We start from the raw sequence: 20,302 nt of genomic DNA, 5'->3' as shown, positions 1-20,302 counted from the left end.
TTACAACACGAAACGTATTAAGGCAAAATTGAAAGGCATGAGTCCGATTCAATATCGAACTCATGCCCAAACCGCTGCCTAAATGAAATAACCGTGTCTAACTTTTAGGGGTCACTTCATTTCCTTGGACGTGTGCCTGCTTTTTTGATGTTTCGATTAACTTCTCCATCGAAAAGTTTATAGAAAAATCAATTTGAATAATAGAAAATATCACCTAATTAATAGAAGAATTGAATCGGATAATAGAAAATCTCAAACGAATTATAGAAATTTCCAAACACTTAATAGAAATCAAAGAAAAAGTAGGGAAAATGAATTCTCACCTCCCTACCCCAATTCCTACAACTTCACTGTCACGGTTGTCCCATTTCCTAATTCACTTTCAATCAAAAATTCTCCGTTATGCCGCGCAACGATTTCGGTTACAATGGCAAGGCCTAAGCCACTGCTTTGATTCGTGCGAGACGCATCCACTCGGTAGAATCGTTCCTTGACTCTTTCAAGATCATCTTTTGAAATACCAATGCCTTCATCCTGAATCGAAACAACCACTGTATTATTATCCCGATAACACGTCACTACAATTTTCCCTTTTGGCTCACTATAGCGAATGGCATTAGACAACAGGTTATCCCAAACTTGCTCCATCAAATGTTGGTCTGCATATATTTCAATAGGCTCAAGTTCATATATCAGTTCCATTTGCTGATCGTCTAATAACCAGCGCTTCGTAAATAAAAGTTCCTTCAGCTGCTGATCGAGGTAATATCTCTTTTTCTCAATCGGTAAATTCTTTTGATCCAGTGAGCTGAGTAACAATAACTGCTTTGTCAGTGCTGACAACCGTTTCGTTTCTTGCTCAATAATTTCTAAATATTGGATGCGTTCTTCTTCTGTATTTTCCGCATCTTTTAATACACTTGCATAGCCTTGGATATTCAGTAGCGGCGATTGAAAATCATGGGATACATTATTGATAAAATCCTTTTTTAACTGGTCATTTTCCTTCAAACGCTGGGCCATTTTTTGAAATTGAAAAGCGAGCTGACCCAGTTCATCCTCCCGATAAATGTCTAATTGTATATCATAGTTTTCTTGGGCAATTTGTTCCGTTGCTTGTTGTAATTTCTTTAATGGCTGAACGAGTTGGCGCGCCAATAAAACCATTGCGATAAAAATAATAATGGCACAAATTATTAAGAATCCAACAATCAAATAATGCATTTCCGTAAACATCGATGCATTGTCCATACGAATAAACATGGCGTAATTTTTATTTTCAACTTGAAATGGGACACCGATTGTATTTTGTACATCATTTGCGTAATGATTAAAAATGGAAAAATTTTGCTTATAATTACGGATGCCGTGATAAATATCATTTGAACCGATAATAGACGTCATCTCTTCATTTATTGTCATATCGGCAAATTTAGCACCATAACTTGTTACCTTTTTGCTTTCGTCAACGATTACAAGCTGATAACCTAATTTCGCAACTGATTGAAAATAGTCATCCAAGCTTTCAACAGGCATTGTTTTTACTATGTCGACTACTTCATGTGCAATTTCTAAATGTTCCTTATCTGTATCAACCCTAATTTTATTATTATAAAGTTGTCCAAGTAAAAGCATTGATATCACAAGACTCGCAATGATGACTAATAATGTCACAACAATATATTGTTTATATAATGTTTTCATTGGATTTCCTCAACCTTATAGCCAATTCCCCGCACCGTTAGAATTTTTACATTAGCATGAACTTCCTCTAAACGGGAGCGTAACCGTTTTATATGAGTTGTCAGTGTAAAATCATCTCCATCGTAATCATAGCCCCATACTTGTTCCATTAATTGATCACGGGAAAAGACCATATCTGCTTTGCTACACATAATGCTTAATAGTTCAAATTCCTTCAAAGGTAATAGCAATACTTGTTCTCCTACTCTTACCTCAAAGGTTTGGCGATTAATTAGCATATTGCCAAGTCGAATATGATTTCGTTCAAGCTTCTCAGAGCGTCGTAAAATGGCTCGTACACGAAACAGCAACTCTTTCGGCTCAAAGGGTTTTACCATATAATCATCTGCTCCAGCTAAGAAACCCTTTTCTTTATCTTCTAGGGACATTTTTGCCGTTAGCATCAATACTGGAATACCTTCCGTTGCTAATCGTTCCGTTAATGCAATCCCGTCCATCTTCGGCATCATGACATCTACTATGGCTAAATCTAATTCGTGTTCAGTTACGACCTCAAGTGCTTCAAGACCGTTGCTTGCAAATACAGGTTCAAAGCCTTCTTTTTTAAGATGAATACCAATGAGTTTATGAATAAATGGATCATCATCTGCAACTAAAATTCGCATATTCGTCACAGCCTTTCTGTAAAATACGTTGCGTCAAACAGTTCCAAATCTATTTTTACATATTCAAAATTAGACTTTAAATTGCTTCATTCTATCTGTCAACCTAAATTAAATTTCAAAAGTTTATATAAAGTTTATATTCATAACCTATACTTCAATTCGACAAATAGTTTCAAATTTCTATGTCACAGGAGGAAAAGACATTGTTTTTAGCAATTAAAGAAATGAAGCATTCGAAAACACGCTTTGCAATGATTGGTGCAATTATTATGTTAATTGCATGGCTTGTTTTTATTTTATCTGGTCTTGGTAATGGGTTATCCTCATTAGCTGCCGCAACAATGAAAAATATTGATGGGGATTTATTTATTTATGAAGAAGGCTCTGCAGCTGCCATGATGAAAACTAAAGTAAGTGGAAGCATTGCAGACGATGTTGAAGGAAAATACGGTGTTGATGAAGCTGCAAAATTCGGACAATCCACAATTATTGTACGTAATGAAAAATCAGCAGATGAACAAGAAAAAAATGATGTAACATTTATCGGAATTGAACCTGGTAAATTTATCGAACCTACAGTTGTTGAAGGTAAACAATTAGATCCAAATGATCAATTTGGTGTTTTAATCGATGAAACGCTACATGAAAAAGGTTATGACATTGGTGATACGATTATTGTGACAAGTTCAAATTTAGAACTTAAAGTAATCGGTTATACAAAAGGCGAAACATTTAACCATTTACCTACAATTTTTGGACATGTTGAAACGTGGCAATCTTATGCATTTGCAGCGCCTGGTGCGGATAACGGTTTAGTAGATCCAGTTTCCATGATTGCATTACAAGGTGCAAATATTGATGGTGAACAAATTGAAAAAAACTATAATTTAATTGAAACATTCACGAAATCAGAAGCTATTATGGGAATGCCTGGTTATAAAGAAGAAAGCGGAACAATTTATATGATGCTTGCCTTCTTATTCGCGATTTCAGCTGTAATTATTGCCGTGTTCTTCTATGTATTCATTTTACAAAAAACACAGCAATTCGGTGTAATGAAAGCAATTGGTGCATCTGATCGCTTTATTAAAAACTCAATCATCTCACAAGTATTTGTGTTATCACTTGTTAGCATTATTGCAGGGATCATATTAACGTATTTAACAGCGCTAGTATTCCCGGAAGGCATGCCATTTAGTTTAGACTTTAAAATGGTGATTTTATATGCCGTTGTCTTATTAATTGTATCTGTTTTAGGTTCTGTCATCTCAGCACGTCGAGTATCGAAAATTGATCCTTTAACAGCAATTGGGAGAGTGGAATAAATGAGCTTAGTACTTAAAAATGTAAACAAATCATTTAAAGAAGGCGATTCAACAGTAAATGCATTAAAAAATGTATCCCTTACTGTAAATGCAGGAGATTTTATTGCCATCATCGGTCCATCTGGTTCTGGGAAAAGTACATTACTTTCCATTGCTGGAGCGTTACTTCAACCAACTTCAGGTGATGTATTAGTTAATGGTACGGATATCGGAAAAATGAAAGAAAAAGATCTTTCAAGTTTTCGTTTAACAGACGTTGGTTTCATTTTACAAACGTCAAATTTAATTCCTTATTTAACAGTATTAGATCAGTTATTACTTGTTCGTAAAATGAAATCAAAAGTAACGGAGAAAGATAAAGAATTTGCAAAATCGTTATTAACGAGCTTAGGACTAGGTGAAAAATTAAACAAGTTCCCTAATGAATTATCCGGCGGTGAGCGTCAACGTGTAGCGATTGCCCGCGCATTTGTGAATGATTCACATATCATTTTAGCCGACGAGCCAACTGCAAGCTTAGACTCAAACCGTGCCTTTGAAGTAGTGAAGCAAATTCGCAAAGAAGTAAAAGGTCGTAACAAAGCCGCTGTCATGGTAACCCATGACGAACGTATGCTTGAGTTTTGTGACAAAGTATACCGCATGGAAGATGGCGTGTTAACACTACAAAAATAATTTATTAAATTGGCTACTTGAGTTCTTTTATGGACTTGGGTAGCTGATTTTTTAATCCAGCAGAATATATTTTTCTATACCTCTCTCCTACTATCAGAACATAACTGAATCAGTTGAACTTACTTTTTGTATATGAAATCTCCGTTATTAAAACATTTACAAAAGATATTTATCTCATTTCATTCGCAAATATTTAAGTTAAAATGATATTTAGAAACGTTTAACCATGCTTTTGAGTTGGTTAAAATGACAAAATAAAAACCCTTGTTAATACCAAGAGGCCTTAGTTCTACTTTATGAAGACAACCGAACTTCCGGAAGCAACTCTACCATTTATTTTGATAAAAGCATATATGTGTGTTCCATAAGTTTTAAGATTTAACTACTTATAAAAGTTAGAATAGATTTTTCATTTTCTAATTTTGAATATACACTATTTTATAAATCCATATTCATCATAAAGATGCAAAATACCTGTATTAATCACCCAAATAAGTTCATTTTTTTCTAAATTCTCTGATTGTCTTTTACATAATAAAACATGTCCATCTGTTCCATCGCATTCATCTATTCCAACAATTGAACAAAATTTTTTGGAATGCAGTTTAAATAACAAATTCGCAATCTCATTATCTATATCTTTTATATTTTTTATACATGTTCTAGAATCAACATACGCTTTATACTCACTAATTTTCCCTCGCCGATTTCGAACCAAATCTATATGTATTGAATAATTAATAAATTCATCTTCGTTAAATGAACTTAAATCATTATACGATTCAACCATTGGATAATTTAAGTATAATTTACCTAGCTCAGTAGAATTAGAAAAATTACTGAGCAATTCTTCTAATTTCTCCAACGAATATTGAGGATCATGTGGATCATAATCGAATATTAAAATTTTATCTTTAAAATCATAATCGTTTAATAACTGATCGCCTTCTAATCCTAAATAATCATTTAAAAATAAGGGAAGATCAATATAATCATAGACAATCTTCCCATCAGTGTCTCCAAAATCATTTCTTAAACGATTATAAAAAGCGTATATATTTGTTCTGTAAGCAACTATTTCAACATCTTGCATTCCATATAAACTATAGAAATGTTCAAATAATTCCTTTTCTACTTTTTCACCCTCAACAACAAGTAAAACCTTGGATTTTCCCAAAATTAATCACTCACTATCTCCCATTAAATTCACCACTTTGGTAAAGTTTTTCTAAATTATGACCTTGTCTTAACTCTCTTAAAGATGCTTCTGCAATGGATGTTATTTTATTCGGAATCATTATATAATAACAATCTGGACGCATATATTTATTACTCATTAAATCTGTATTATGAGTCGTTATTAATATTTGACAATCATTTAAGCTTTTAAATTTTTCTAACATATATTCTGCTAATTCAAAATGGAAATTAGCATCAAATTCATCTACAAATAAAAATTTAATTTCACTTAAACAATGGATAATCCAATATAATGAAGTTAATGCTCTAGTTCCACTAGAAGCATGCCCAATGAACTCTAAGGGTTTCTTATAGTTGAAATATAATGCTTTTTCTCCATCAGGCTTTTCCCCTACCTTCAAATCTATTTCCAAACCTGCACTTTTTAAAAATTTAACAAAATCTTCTACTAAATTCTCTTCAATAATACTTGTTATAATTCTGTTTTTTAATATTCTTGGTCCCTTGAACCTCACAATATCCTCAGATGGTTTAAGCATTGCCATCCCGGAAACAAAATCACTAAGTTTTTTTAATACATTAAGATCTTTTAATTTTGAGTTTGTTAAAATATACCTTAGTATTGAAATTTCACCATTCCATTCATCTAAATTTAAATTTTCTACATCTTTATATTTCTTCAGATTATTAAAATTTCCTTTATTTTTTTTAAAGTCGTATTCATATAAGATTTCATTTTCGAATTTTAAATACTCATACTTAAGCTTATTTGGCTCATATTTCTCATAAATATACTCCACCTTAATCCCATGAATTTCGAAAGTATATTCAAAACGAGCATGGTCCTTTTGTGAATTAGCATTTAAAAATGCAATTGAACTAATATTTTGGACGTCATTCGGTAAAATTGTATTTCTTATATCAAGCAAAGCCTGACCAAAGCTTGTTTTTCCAACTGCATTTTTTCCATACAACATAGCTTTAAATATAGTATTATTATTTATACAATCCTCATTAAACTTATAATCACGCACTCTAGAAAAATCAATTGAAACAGGTTCATCAAATATTTTATAATTTTCAACTTTAAATTTATGGAGCACTTTATTTCCCCTCCGTAATTTTTTTACGTCTCTATAGTTTATGATAACAAAAATCTTTCTATACTTCTATTGTAATGAATGATTACTTTTTTTATCCTTTATATAGGAATATTAAGGGCTTTCAATTCCCAATACATATCATTTGGGCGTCCATATTCACTCCTTCCACTAAAGACATAAAATTGAAATACTATTAACCAGGTCTAAACGAATTAACATCTCCCTCTTTTTTTCTCAGAAACTTCTATGCTACGATAATAAAAGAATAGCAACCAAAAAATTGGATACATTTAAATGGTTAAAAAATGAAGACTTTGGTACAAGTAGCATTATTCTCAATAATTTTAGGTACGACTATTTAAGCTACAATGCTTACAGTAGAAAAAGAAATACACTATGGGATTTTACCGATGCGCATAATAAGAATTTTGGAATATTCTGTTCTTTTAACACTCTGACTGAATAAATAAAAAGAACCCCTTAAGCAGTAAAATGCTTAAAGGGAGTCAACCTTAACAAACATATTATAAATCTAAAAAAATCTGCTAGATTATCTAAATAGTGCAAATCACGTAGAAAGCAAACGAAAACTTCAAAACATTTACGGAAATTAATATAAGTATTAAATACTTTATATTCAGAAGAAAAAAATGATTAACATAATTCTATTAAAGAACTTTGGTATTTTCGTTGTTCGAAATGCCCAAATAATAGATATAAGTTTTTTTGTTTGAAATTCTCTTTTCTTTATTCCTATGTTGAACAGTTACATCTTTTATTAGAATCTGTGTACTACTATTACTATTCTTCATAATTTAATAACCTAAATTTGAATAGCTACACAATAACATCATTAATCTTCTGCACCATTCGAAAGAAGTACGCAGCTTGGCCATATGGTGAATCTTTGGCAATTATATCTGCTTCTTTTTATGAATGGCTTTATAGGATGTAAAATTACACCCACTTTTAATCCATTTATCTAATGTTCAAATATTTAACCAAAGCAATTTCATCACAGTTATTAATTTTTGGACAGTTTACGCAATCAGTCCAAACCTTTTCAGGTAAATCATCCCTAACTGCCATTTGAAATCCTAACTTTTTGAAAAATTCAACTTGATACGTTAAAGAGATTAATCTTTCTACTCCTAATTTCGGACTTTCTTCTATAATATGTTCAACCAAAATTCGACCTATTCCTTTTCCTTGATGGTCAGGATGAACAACCAAAGAACGCACTTCTGCTAAATCTCTTCCTAAAACATGTAATCCGGCTACTCCAACAACCTTGTCATCTTCCTTAACAACATACAAACATTGCAACTGTTGATATATTGATAATAATGGTCGAGGTAAAACAATCTCTCTATCAGAATAGTATTTAATTAATTCATAGATTGCATAGACATCCTCAGTTCTCGCATTACTGATTCGCATACCATATCTCCCATACTCTATTTTTCAATATTCTAAAAATAACATATTATAAATATGCAATAAATAGTTTTATTACGCAATTACTTTTTCATTTTTAGAATATACGAAATAAAACAAACATAACGATATGTCCTTTAACAAAAAGGAACTTTCTCTGTAAAAGGAATGACTCGCAAATTAGAATAGTCAACTAACCAACTGTAAAACTTTGACATCATGCATTTTAAAGTAGTAAGGTATTCAAGAAAAAGTAAAAAACCAAAACATTGCTCATGTCACGATAACCCATGACAAACAAATTCTTGTGTTTTGAGTCTTTAATTGGTTACTTGAGTTCTATATTAATATCAAGATATGATATAAGAGTAAAATTATTCTTGAACAGAAATCACAATATAAAATTTAAATTTATTAGTTTCGAATAGACTTACTTTATTTATGTAGTACCCATTATATTGAAATGCTGTCCTATAATTTCTCTAGGTAGCATTCACTATAAATTAATTACAAAGGCAATTTCTTCTGCTTTTTAAACCGGTGCTCTTCTACTTTTAATAATTCATCTGCTTCATAAAAATTAATTTTTTCCTCTTCATAACTAGCTTTAATTTCTTCAATTCTATTAGGATCTTCTATTTCAATTAATAGTTTTAATCGATTGAATTCTTCTTGATTGATTTTTCTACTTCTAAATTCTGTATTGACAAATGGACGATTCTCAATTTTAACTTCTTTAGTACATTTTAAGATTTCAGTAACTTTCTCTATAAAAATAATGATAACGTCTAAATCTTCAATTGTAGTTAAAATTCCAAACTTCTGATGTCGTAACTTTACTTTCTCCAAATCTTTTAGTAAATCCCTAAATTTTAATAATATATAGTCCGAATTATTTAGAAAGTCTTTTATATCATAAAAATACTTATAAGAATGAATGTACCCTAAACTAGTTAATGAATGAATATACTTATTTAGAAACACCGCAAACTCTTCTTTTTTACTTAAATTTCCCACAACTTGTAAGGAGTTTAAATGATTCAGAATCCTTAAATATTCTTTGGTCGTATGTAGGGGACAATAATTCATGCATTTTATTACCTCTAAGTTAAATTCATTATTAGTATTATTGAAATAATAATCAATCAATTTTATTTGAATATCATTGTCAATATTCGCTACCTTGAAGCATTTGAATAATTCTAAGAAATTTGAAGTACCAAATTTAAATATAGAAGTATTGTCTAAAACAATTTTATCTGAATAGTAAAAATAATTCCAAAAATCTTGAAATGCCTTCTTTTGCTCTACTACTGGTTTAGATAAAACATCCTCACTAAATTTTTTTACTGCAAATTCAAAATCAGTAAATATTGATTTTCCTTCATATAACAGGTGCCAAATAATTCTATCTATCTTCTCGTTAGCATGTTTTACCTTTTCTAATCGTTCACTTAGTTGATCTTCATCTTTAATATTTTCATGGTTTATTATTTCATAATCGAATAATTTTAAAATCCCATAATTTTCTTGATTTTCTGTGTCAATAAAAATCTCTTTTAGCTTCTCTGAAGTGATATGGTTTTCTTTAAATAATTGTATTAACTGAATAATAGTATATTTTTTATCATCTACCTTAAATTTTAATGTTTCTAATAAGCTTTGACGAATATCTAATTTTTTATATGCTTCAGAATACAAATGTTTTAGAATATAAAAACTAATTATGGTTTCTTTATGGTTGGTATACAAATCTTTTTTCATTTTAAGTGTCATTAAGAGTTCACTTATCATTTGTTTTACTTTTCTTATAGGAGTAAATTCTACATTAACAACAAACTCTCCTTTAAATCCAAAAAATTCCTGTAACACATTAAAGCGATGATCTTGATACCTAAGAAAATTAAAATCTTTTATAGATAATATAGACTCATCAATTTCCTTCATTACAAACTGTAATACTTCCCAAAAATGAAGCTCGGTAAGATTGATTTTAAAAGGAATATACTTTTCTAAATAATCTGCTTTAAAACCTAATTTTTCTATAACCATCTCATCATATTGATAAATTATCTTTATATTCTCATTTGAAATCTTTTCAGAAATTGAGAAGATTTCCTGAATAACATCTTTATTTGAGATTCTATCTATATCTTCATATATGACTAATATTTTTTTATCAAGCTTTTTTAGTTCATTTTGAAATTCATGTAGTATTTCAGATTTGGAATTACTATTTAAAAAAATTAGGTTAGTTAAATCTTGTATCTTAGAGAAAAATGAAGTAGACTCAATATTATTTTTCATTTTATTTGCATACTTTGGTAGAATCTTGTTTTTATACATCACTTCTTCAAAAGCCCTTATTAAAGTAGGTTGCATTTCATTTAAATTACATGTCATTAGATCTATCTCAATAAATTCATATTTATCTTTAATTCTCTCTTTAAGGGCATTTATAATAAATGATTTTCCTGTCCCCCATCTTCCATTTAATCCAATTATTTCGAAATTCTCTAAATAACTCAATAATAAACTTAAATCCTTCTCTCTTTTAGAGATTAAGTTTAATTTACTATTTTTCTTCTTTTCCCTAGTCATACCACTCATAAATACTAAATAGGATATTATACTCAATATTACTAATACTATTATAAAACAAAGTTGATCTAATCTGTTTTGAGTAATGCTTCCTTCTTTCACTAGAATAATTGTGCAATATACAATAAATACTGCAAAATTGATCGTTAGTATGGAATAATATAAGCTGTGATTTTTAGATAAAGCAAAATTAGTACTAACTAAGATAAAAACTACCAAAAATACTATTAAATAGTATATCCAGCTAATTTCAATTGAGTTAAATAATAAAAATGCTACTAAAGCGGAAATAATCGCTTTGTTGACTATTGATTTCATAAAACCTCCTAAATTTCTAACTAGTTTGTTATCTTAATAAAAACTTCCTTATTTAGTTCTCTTTTTGCCCTAAGATTGTAAATTAGAAGGAAGGAATAACAGACAGAATACTATCCTTTTTAATCAAGACTGTACTTTATCAATAAGATACAATTCTAACAGTGTCAAAATTAAGTTCTTTATTTCATTTTCTTTAAACGGTCAAAGTTTAAGTGCTTACTTATTCTAATTTTATATTTTCTAGGTCTTCTAGTTATCCTTTGTTTTAAGTATAATATTTACCAATTTCTTCTAACAACTAAAATAATTTTTATTAATTCCTTATATATTATTTCAACTATTATTTACTCCTTTCCACATAGACATAATTTTGAAATATAATCGCCATGGAAGTAAAGGAATTAACATCCTCCTGTTCTTTTTCTTAGAAAATTCTATGCTACGATTATAATAGATTAGCAACCACAGAATTGGAGGCAAAAAAATGTTTAAAAAAATGATGTCAATGGTACCAGTTGCTGTACTCTCAATAACTTTAGGTACTTCTGCACAAGCAGCAACGATTACAGTAGAAAAAGGAGATACGCTTTGGGATTTATCCCGTGCGAATAATACAACTGTTGAAAATCTTAAAAAGTTCAATCATCTAACAACAGACCTGATACACCCTGGAGATGTACTAACGATTGTTACGGAAAAACAATATACAGTAAAAAATGGTGACACATTATGGGATATCGCCCGCGATCATCAAGTGAAAGTTTCGCAAATTAAAGAGTGGAACCAATTACAATCTGATCTTATTAAACCTGATTCTACACTAGTTATTTTTGAAGGTTTAAAGAATAATAATGTTATTGAAAAAACGTTGAAACCTGTTGCATCAAAATCACAGGAAAATAGTCAAAATGCAACAGTTCCCCCAACAAGTAAAGTGGATACTCAGCCAACTGCACCTACAACAAATAAAGTAGAATCTAAGGAACCTGCTCCATCTATTGAAAAAGCAAATACTGAACCAACCGCTCCATCAACAAATGCAGAGACTAAAGCACCTGCTCCATCTACAAATAAAGTAGAAACTGAGATTGCTCCAGCAGACAATGAAGCTGTTAAAGAAATCACAGTGGAAGCTACAGCCTATACTGCTTCATGTGAGGGTTGTTCAGGGATTACATCTACTGGAATTAACTTAAAAGAAAACCCAGATGCAAAAGTCATCTCAGTTGACCCAACTGTTATTCCACTAGGCAGCAAAGTATATGTGGAAGGCTATGGTGAAGCAATCGCAGGAGATACTGGTGGTTCGATTAAGGGCAAACGCATCGATGTCTTTGTACCGACGAAACAAGAGGCAAATGATTTCGGGGTAAAACAAGTAAAAGTTAAAATTTTAGACTAGTATTCTCTAAAAAGAGCTTCCTCTCAATTTGAGGAAGCTCTCTTTTTATACAGTTATAGGTTTTCAATTTTTTCTACATCAGCAGTAGTTAATTCAAAATCGAAAAGATCTAGATTCGCTCTTTGATTATCCGGATTGTGTGATTTCGGAATAACGACCACACCGCGCTCTATTTGATATCTCAATAAGACTTGAGCACCCGTCTTATTGTAGGCTTTACCGATTTCATTCAAAACTTCTTTTTGATGGTCTTCTGCTTTCATAGGTCCCCATGCAACAGGTGTAATCCCCTCTTCTTTACATATAGCAAGAAGTTCTTTGTTAGGTTGTTTTAAATTAATTTGAATTTGATTAACAGCCGGTTTCACTTTCGCAAATTCTTTCAACTCATCCAGATGATGTTTTTCAAAGTTTGAAACCCCGATTGCTTTAAGTTTACCAGCCTCATAGTATTCTTCAAAGACTTCCCATGTGTTTTTTAAATGTTCTTTGTTTTCAATCGGGAAGTGAATCAGAAATAGGTCTAAGTAGTCTGTTTGAAAGTTTTTCAGACTATTATCGATTGCTGCACGAGTCGCATCCTTAGAAGAAACATATTCTTCGCTTGCTGGAACTTTTGTTGTAATAAATAATTCCTCACGAGGTACCGTACTTTCTGCTAAAACTCGTCCAACTAGATGTTCATTTCGATACATAATCGCTGCGTCGATTGAGCGATATCCCAACTCAAGTGCTGATTCGAGTTCGGGAATTTCATTTGTTAACGCACCATTATAGTCGTTATTTACTTTTCCATACGTATTTGTACCTGTACCAACGATCGGCATTTTTACCCCGTTGTTCAATGTAATGTATTCCATATTTTCTGCACTCCCCCTTTATTCACTACTAATATCATAACAAAATAAGGAAATATCAGAAAGGAATATGAAATATGCTAATGATCTTATAAAGTCCTAGTCTTTAGTTGATCAAAAACCTCTTCTCAGTCAAATTTTTTATTGAAAAGCACTCAATCGTACCCAATCAAAATAGTTGATGAACTATAAATATCTATTAAAAAAATTATGTAAATTATTATTTTATACACATAATCAGTACAACGTTTTGAATTCCCTTAATTATTCACTTTGTTCAAACTTATATATGAATTTAACTATATTTTATCTTTTACGATAAGTTCGACAATTGTTCAATAACTACTCAACTATTTTTCTCAAAAATTGGTAATATAAAAGTATAGTTATATACTTTCCTAATATAACACTAAAACTTTTCTTCATAAGTATTAGGAATGGATTTGCCAATTAAAGGAGGCAGTATTATGACAACAAAAAAAGTTGGAGAAGAAACAAAAAAAAGAAACTTAAAACCTTTATGGATTGTTGTTGCGTTTCTTTCCCTCATTATCATTTGTTTACTCCCTAATGATGGCAGTACTTTACCTATTGTAGGTCAACGTGCACTTGCCATATTAGCCTTTGCCGTCATTTTATGGGTGACAGAGGCAGTATCTTATCCAGTTAGTTCTGCAATGATTATTGTTTTACTTTCTATTCTATTAGGATTGTCTCCATCAATGGATGATCCTTCAACTACGATGGGAACATCCAATGCTTTGAAACTTGCTTTAGGTGGTTTTAGTAGTTCATCAGTAGCATTGGTAGCTGCAGCACTATTTTTAGCAGCTGCTATGCAAGTGACAAATTTACATAAACGACTCGCCCTTTGGATTTTATCAATGGTTGGAACAAAAACGAAATCCATCGTTTTTGGGGCAATTTTAGTCTCAATTATTTTAGCTTTCTTCGTCCCAAGTGCAACTGCTCGTGCTGGTGCAGTCGTACCAATTTTATTAGGGATTGTTGCAGCTTTTGGTTTATCCAATGAAAGTAGATTAGCAGCACTTCTCGTCATCACAGCAACCCAAGCAGTATCTATATGGAATATCGGAATTAAAACAGCTGCCGCACAAAATTTAGTTGCCCTTGGATTTATCAATTCTGAATTTAATCAAGATGTGACATGGATTGATTGGTTCATTTATGCTGCCCCATTCTCAATTTGCATGTCAGTCTTATTGTACTTCGTCATGATTAAACTAATTAAGCCAGAAACAGATACAATTGATGGTGGTAAAGAAATCATTCATCAACAATTGCGCGAATTAGGACCACTAAAACGTAAAGAAATAACATTAATTATCACAAGTATAATTCTATTGTTTTTATGGGCAACAGAAACAAAATTACATCCGTTTGATTCAACTACTGTAACTATTGCAGCAATCGCTTTCTTACTATTACCAAAGATAGGTGTATTCAATTGGAAAGAAGCCTCTGCCAAAATTGACTGGGGTACGATTATCGTCTTCTCAGTAGGGATTTCTTTGGGAACTGTACTACTCAATACAAAAGGTGCGTTGTGGCTGTCTGATGCGGTATTTGGATCGATTGGGTTAGATTCTATGCCACTGTTAGCAACGATTGCACTCGTGACAGTATTTAATATTATCATTCACTTAGGTTTTGCCAGTGCAACAAGTCTTGCTTCCGCGCTCATCCCAGTTTTAATTGCGCTTGCCTCAACTTTACCTGATGTGAACAATATTGGTTTTGTCCTTATTCAGCAATTTGTTATTTCCTTTGGGTTCTTATTACCTGTAAGTGCACCACAAAATATGCTTGCTTATGGTACAGGTTCTTTTACAACAAAAGACTTCTTAAAATCCGGTATACCACTTACGATTGGTGCCTATATCCTCGTACTAATCTTAAGCGCAACTTATTGGAAATGGATCGGTCTTCTATAAACTAAATAACTTCTCTTAAATAGAGCCTTAAAGATTGAAAAATACTTTAAGGCTTTTTTATCAACATCGTAACATAAGAACCCCCCCGATATACAGATATTATATTTAAAGTGCTATTAATCAGGGAGCAAATCATCAAAATTTTGAGGGCGAATTTAAGATAGCTTGAAATACCTGCTACTAATACGTTTCATACTAACCTATCCTTCTACCATTCCATTAAAAGATTTCCTTCACATCTACTGGTATCTCTCACATGTATAAGGTATTTCAGGTTGGTTCTTGAACAGTACATATAAGCTGCTCGAATTCGATCATCCTGCCGCGCGACTCCTAGTATTAAATCAAACATTTCCTTTTCACTTCTCATGACAATTTCACCTCTTTTTCCAATATACTATATGAAAAGGAGTTGTCTGAAAAGTTATTTTGAGACAGCTCCTTTGCGACGAGGATAGTGACAACCACCTCAGGAACAATAATTCATAAGAGATATTTATCAAGAAAGAAAACAGGTGTCCAAAAAATTATTACTCTTTGAACACCTCCTTTTAAAATTAAAAAATAATCGGGAACGTAAATATGACAATAGCTGCCCAAATTCCGTAAATAGGGAGATATTTTGTCACCGCATCTTGGATTGTGGGAGCTCCTGTTTTATTTCGAAGGAAACGGATATAGGAAAACATAATCCAAATGAGATTTGCCCAAATCAGGATGTTCGCGCCTAGAACTGCAAGTCGATTCGGTGTAATCCCATAAGATGAAAGCCTAAAAACAATCGCTGACAATGCAACACTATCAATGAGTAACGCAAGTATAATTAAAGCCACATTGATATAATCTGAAATACTTTTCTTCTTACTTGTGTCATTCTCTGTAACAGAAAAGATAGTTACAGCCAATACACCAAGTAGGATTCCATTAAAAGCGATGAGGAAATCGCGATCCAAGAATGGATTTTTTCCGACCCAAATTACCGTTATAAGATAAACCACCAATGTCACAAGGACAAGTGGACTAAAAATTTTCGCTAAATAGGGTGTAATGTTTTTTGCCAGTTTAAGATTCATTGATACAAGGTATGCAGCCACAACAGCGAGAGCCGCAGCACCAAATAACACAACATTACTAAAATAGAAGTTTTCTATATCCAAGCCGACAAAGCTAAATAAATTCAACGTTAATAATGCTAGCACCATTCCACTTACTGCCATACTTGCGTAGAGAATACCAAATTCCAAATTAAATTTAATATAGGCTAATCTTGTATTCCCTTTTGCAAAATGATTCCCTGTAAAAGCAAGGCCTAACACGACCCATAAGAAGATGGGCATGTGTAAATAAACAAGAACAATACTATCACTATAATCTAATGGTAGCGTATTAATATACACTCCCGAAATAACGAACAACGCTGCAAGGGAATAAATAATACCTTTTTTCGGTCTATTCTTGTAAACAAAATATGCAGCAATAAAAGGAATGACCCCGAAAGCTATGTTGATTGGAGCAATGGACTCCTGTTCAACAAAATGAAAAATAATCCTCGAGCTTATCCCGGCAAGAATTGCGAGAAGCCCCATGAATAAGAACCCTTTTTGAAGCAAAGGCGGTTTTTCAGTATTTGTTGACTCCTTAAAATGCAATCGTTCATACCAAACACGAAGAACTTCGGATTCAGGATGTTGTTCCCATGCGAAAGAGAATAACTTTTTAAACACTTTCGGATCATTTCGATACAATCTCTCCAGCTCATGAGGATTATCAATATGTTCAGCAACTAAATTATTGTTATCCATCGTTCTACCTCCTCTTAGTTATAACTATCTATAATTTAATAATATGATTCTTATTCAATATTTATCGTTTTACAATAAATTTTTGTTAATTTAGATTACATTTTTATTATTTAGCAAATAAAAAAGCATTCCTCACTCAAAAGGAATGCGCTAAATCTAAACACAGTATGTATTTTGCTTCATTATTTATTACTTATAAAAATTCGTATCCATTTCTCCAAACTATGTTCCAGTAAACAGTCAATCCATCTTCTTTAGGATCATAACTCATTAGTTTCACTGTGATTGACTCATTTTCCAATTGTATATTCCTCGACAATTCTTTACCATCACGATTGTATACTTCTAAACTTACTAAAACATCTAAGTTAAAATCTTCTAGTCCGGTAATTAAAAATTGATTATCGACCACATTAGTATTACCTCTAGCATGACGATAAGGAGGATTTTCTTTAATTATTTTTATTATTTTTTTATCAATTTCTTTAATTCCTTTTTCAATACCTGCATTTACAGCATTTTTTATTAGAAAATAAAGTGATGCAAGAAGGATTGCTACAACAATTGCGATTGATGCATAAAACCAAGTAATATTGTTATCGATGTTGTGTTGATAAATTGCAACTATTTCTTTTAATCCTTCAAATTTTATTTCTAATTCATCTACTTTTTTTTCAATTGTATTTGTTGTCTCCACCTGCATAAATTTCCCCTAACCTGTAATATATCACAAGAAAAGTATATCATTATAAATAATTGAAAAAAAGTGAGGCTAATACCCTTATTACTGCATATTGAATAGGTGGATATAAAATTAGCTATCACATTTGTAATTTTTGAATCACGTGGTCTCAATTTTTTGTTTTAATAATAACTACTATATTTGCGACAACAATTCAAAAAAAACGGGCTTGCGAAATGCTTGCCCGTTTACTCGAGAAATCAAATGGTCTGTACACTATTTATTTTTACACCAATTGCTTTTCTTCTTTTTCTTCCTGTATTTCCTTCACTTCTATCGGCTGTTGCTTTCCAACAAAGCTTTCTAATAAATCTTTCACATCAATGCCAGAGGACGCTTTTAATGTTTCTTGTAGGGAGGACATTAGGTTTGTTGCGTAACTTGTAACACGGTTTGCACCGCCACCTTCTCCATTGCCAGTGTCGACCACCGTAATTTTGTCGATGTTGGATAATGGGCTTGCGATTTCTTTTGCGTATTGCGGCATCATGCGAACGATCATATCCAGAACAGCAGCTTGACCGAATTGTTCGAAGGCTTCTGCAATTTTACGTTTTGCTTCGGCTTCAGCTAAACCTTTCAGACGAATGATTTCTGCTTCTGTTTCCCCTTGTGCACGTTCAGAGTCGGCTTTTGCCAGACCGTCTAGGCGAATTTTTTCCGCTTCTGCTTTTGCAAGGGCTTCAATACGATATTTTTCCGCATCGGCCTGAGCTAATTCTTTCATTTTCACTGCGGCTGCATTTTGTTCGATGGCATAACGATCTGCATCGGCCTTTTTCTTCACTTCTGAATCGTATTGTTTCTCACGGCGTAAAATCTCTTTTTCTTCTAATTCGATTTGCTTTTGACGTTCAATGATTTTTACTTGCATTTCTTGTTCTGTTACTTCTTGTTTTGCTTTTGCTGACTCGAGTTCATAGGCTTGGTCGGCACGTGCTTTTGCTCTGTCTTGTTCGAGCTTGTATTCTGCAATTTTTAATTGATTTTCTTTTTCAGCTTCCGCAATTTCAGTTGCACGTTGTAGTTCTGCTTTTTGTGCTTCTTTTTCCGCTTCTGCTTTTTTAATACGTGTTTCTTTTTCTGCCTCAGCTGTCGCAATATCGGCATCGCGTTTTACTTGAGCAATTCGAGGTTTCCCTAATGATTCTAAGTAGCCATTTTTATCACGAACATCTTTTATCGTGAAGGATACAATGACTAATCCCATTTTCGCCAAGTCTTGAGAAGCCACACGTTGAACTTCTTGAGAGAATTTATCACGATTTTTATAGATTTCTTCTACAGTCATAGAGCCTAAAATTGAACGGAGGTGACCTTCTAATACTTCTTTTGCTTCATTTTCAAGCTCGGATTTATTTTTCCCTAAAAATTGCTCTGCAGCTGTGGCAATTTCAGAGATGGATCCGCCAATTTTGATGATGGCCGTTCCATCAGCCATAACTGGTACGCCCTGCTCTGTGTATACTTCAGGTGTTGTAACTTCTAGTTTACTAGATAATAGACTAAGTGGCTCGGATTGTTGGAATACTGGGAATACGAAAGTACCACCACCACGAATAATTTTAATTTTATTTCCTGATTCATCGGAATGTACATTTTTAGAACCTAGGAAACTACCAGTCACAATTAAAGCCTCATCTGGACCGACCGTTTTGTATTTCGCAATATACACCGCAACAACGGCTGCCAGAACAAACACAACAATTCCAATCACAATAATAGTCGTTAACATAAAACTCCCCCTACCTTAGAATAGAAATTGAATCGCTTCGTACTTTTTTACGTAGATGGTGCCTTCTTTTGCTTCAATGATTAGCACTTCTTCGTCATAATCAATCGCTTCATTGTCATAACCAGTTGCACGTTTTGTAATAATTCCGTTGACAGATTCAATAACAACTTCTCCAAACCCATTTTCAGGAATGGGAACAATCACCCTCCCCACTTGACCACAAAGGGATTCTTCCGTATATGCAAGCGAACTTTCCGCTGAACGAATTGGAACGAGTAAGAAAAAATAAATAAGTGCACTAATTCCTGCAGAGAGAATACTAGCTAGAATGAATGTAAGCAAAGTAGATACAGAGGTAAACTTTTCGAGTAAAAACCCTGCTGCTGAACCGATTGTGAAAAAGCAAAGAATGACTGCTGGGTCGATAAAGGGTATTCCCTCAAAAACTCCATCAAATAGTTCAGAGAATAAGAGATAAACGATTGCTAAACATCCTGCAATGATCATGACAGTTAAATAAATGGACGCCACTACCAATTTCACCTCCTTTTTTATGTTGTTAATTACTATACGAATGAGATTAGTTTTGGTTTCGAAATATTTAGAAATTTTTTAATAAAGATTCACAAATCTTAATTTAATGGTAAAATGTGGTTAATGAGGTAGTGTCAAAACTTCTATGAAAAATTGAAAAACACAAGGTATTGGGCGATAAGTACTCTCCGAACGAGGGGACAATCGCTCTTGACAAACATTCCGAAAAGGTTGCGCCCATATTTTT

Annotated in this window: 17 protein-coding genes; 5 read left to right on the top strand and 12 right to left on the bottom strand. The window is 32.4% G+C overall.

Annotation, left to right across the window (positions count from 1 at the left end; all coding sequences use genetic code 11):
* A partial coding sequence (locus tag D8M03_RS15025) for an IS3 family transposase (protein ID WP_147404825.1) occupies positions 1-82 on the top strand: 82 nt, incomplete at its 5' end.
* A gap of 257 nt (positions 83-339) precedes the next feature.
* Here the strand turns inward: D8M03_RS15025 and D8M03_RS15020 are convergent.
* Both D8M03_RS15020 and D8M03_RS15015 read right to left on the bottom strand, forming a co-directional pair.
* Entirely contained in the window at positions 340-1,704 is a 1,365-nt protein-coding gene (locus D8M03_RS15020) for a sensor histidine kinase (RefSeq protein ID WP_121215639.1), read from the bottom strand.
* Complete coding sequence (locus D8M03_RS15015; protein ID WP_121215638.1) at positions 1,701-2,369, bottom strand: response regulator transcription factor; 669 nt, start codon at positions 2,367-2,369, stop codon at positions 1,701-1,703. The genes D8M03_RS15020 and D8M03_RS15015 overlap by 4 nt, the downstream gene beginning before the upstream one ends.
* A gap of 203 nt (positions 2,370-2,572) precedes the next feature.
* On the opposite strand from D8M03_RS15015, the gene D8M03_RS15010 reads away from it, so the two are divergent.
* Complete coding sequence (locus D8M03_RS15010; protein WP_121215637.1) at positions 2,573-3,694, top strand: ABC transporter permease; 1,122 nt, start codon at positions 2,573-2,575, stop codon at positions 3,692-3,694.
* Positions 3,695-4,369, top strand: coding sequence for an ABC transporter ATP-binding protein (locus D8M03_RS15005; RefSeq protein ID WP_121215636.1), 675 nt, complete (start codon positions 3,695-3,697; stop codon positions 4,367-4,369).
* Between the two features lie 433 nt (positions 4,370-4,802).
* On the opposite strand, the gene D8M03_RS15000 is transcribed toward D8M03_RS15005, so the two are convergent.
* The 4 genes from D8M03_RS15000 to D8M03_RS14985 form a co-directional block, all read right to left on the bottom strand.
* Positions 4,803-5,546, bottom strand: a complete 744-nt coding sequence (locus D8M03_RS15000) for a hypothetical protein (protein WP_121215635.1) — start codon at positions 5,544-5,546, stop codon at positions 4,803-4,805.
* Positions 5,547-5,559: 13 nt separating this feature from the next.
* Positions 5,560-6,672 carry an AAA family ATPase gene (locus D8M03_RS14995; RefSeq protein ID WP_121215634.1) on the bottom strand — a complete coding sequence of 371 codons (1,113 nt, stop codon included), beginning with the start codon at positions 6,670-6,672 and terminating at the stop codon, positions 5,560-5,562.
* A gap of 978 nt (positions 6,673-7,650) precedes the next feature.
* Positions 7,651-8,112 (bottom strand): N-acetyltransferase, encoded by a 462-nt coding sequence (locus tag D8M03_RS14990; RefSeq protein ID WP_121215633.1) that lies wholly within the window; start codon positions 8,110-8,112, stop codon positions 7,651-7,653.
* Between the two features lie 504 nt (positions 8,113-8,616).
* The gene (locus tag D8M03_RS14985) at positions 8,617-11,028 is read right to left on the bottom strand and encodes a P-loop NTPase fold protein (RefSeq protein WP_121215632.1); all 2,412 of its coding nucleotides are present in this window, start codon (positions 11,026-11,028) and stop codon (positions 8,617-8,619) included.
* Between the two features lie 484 nt (positions 11,029-11,512).
* Between D8M03_RS14985 and D8M03_RS14980 the strand changes: the two genes are divergently transcribed.
* Positions 11,513-12,430 (top strand): LysM peptidoglycan-binding and 3D domain-containing protein, encoded by a 918-nt coding sequence (locus tag D8M03_RS14980; protein ID WP_121215631.1) that lies wholly within the window; start codon positions 11,513-11,515, stop codon positions 12,428-12,430.
* Positions 12,431-12,483: 53 nt separating this feature from the next.
* Here D8M03_RS14980 and D8M03_RS14975 read toward each other — a convergent pair whose 3' ends face one another.
* Positions 12,484-13,290, bottom strand: a complete 807-nt coding sequence (locus D8M03_RS14975) for an aldo/keto reductase (RefSeq protein WP_121215630.1) — start codon at positions 13,288-13,290, stop codon at positions 12,484-12,486.
* A 464-nt stretch (positions 13,291-13,754) separates the two neighbouring features.
* Between D8M03_RS14975 and D8M03_RS14970 the strand changes: the two genes are divergently transcribed.
* Positions 13,755-15,242, top strand: a complete 1,488-nt coding sequence (locus tag D8M03_RS14970) for an SLC13 family permease (RefSeq protein WP_121215629.1) — start codon at positions 13,755-13,757, stop codon at positions 15,240-15,242.
* A 208-nt stretch (positions 15,243-15,450) separates the two neighbouring features.
* Here D8M03_RS14970 and D8M03_RS18105 read toward each other — a convergent pair whose 3' ends face one another.
* The 5 genes from D8M03_RS18105 to D8M03_RS14945 all read right to left on the bottom strand — a co-directional run bounded on the left by D8M03_RS18105 (position 15,451) and on the right by D8M03_RS14945 (position 20,052).
* The gene (locus tag D8M03_RS18105; RefSeq protein WP_121215628.1) at positions 15,451-15,612 is read right to left on the bottom strand and encodes an aminoglycoside 6-adenylyltransferase; all 162 of its coding nucleotides are present in this window, start codon (positions 15,610-15,612) and stop codon (positions 15,451-15,453) included.
* A 187-nt stretch (positions 15,613-15,799) separates the two neighbouring features.
* Positions 15,800-17,044 (bottom strand): DUF4153 domain-containing protein, encoded by a 1,245-nt coding sequence (locus tag D8M03_RS14960; RefSeq protein WP_121215627.1) that lies wholly within the window; start codon positions 17,042-17,044, stop codon positions 15,800-15,802.
* Between the two features lie 193 nt (positions 17,045-17,237).
* A complete protein-coding gene (locus D8M03_RS14955; RefSeq protein ID WP_121215626.1) occupies positions 17,238-17,747 on the bottom strand; it encodes a hypothetical protein in 510 nt (169 codons plus the stop codon).
* Between the two features lie 265 nt (positions 17,748-18,012).
* Positions 18,013-19,521: a flotillin family protein gene (locus D8M03_RS14950; protein WP_121215625.1), complete on the bottom strand. Its 1,509-nt coding sequence runs from the start codon at positions 19,519-19,521 to the stop codon at positions 18,013-18,015.
* Between the two features lie 15 nt (positions 19,522-19,536).
* Positions 19,537-20,052 (bottom strand): NfeD family membrane protein, encoded by a 516-nt coding sequence (locus D8M03_RS14945; RefSeq protein ID WP_341943281.1) that lies wholly within the window; start codon positions 20,050-20,052, stop codon positions 19,537-19,539.
* Between the last annotated feature and the right edge of the window lie 250 nt (positions 20,053-20,302).

The organism is Ureibacillus endophyticus, from assembly GCF_003628435.1.
In the GTDB taxonomy this organism is placed as follows: Bacteria; Bacillota; Bacilli; order Bacillales_A; family Planococcaceae; genus Ureibacillus; species Ureibacillus endophyticus.
This window is presented reverse-complemented; position numbering and strand designations above follow the sequence as displayed.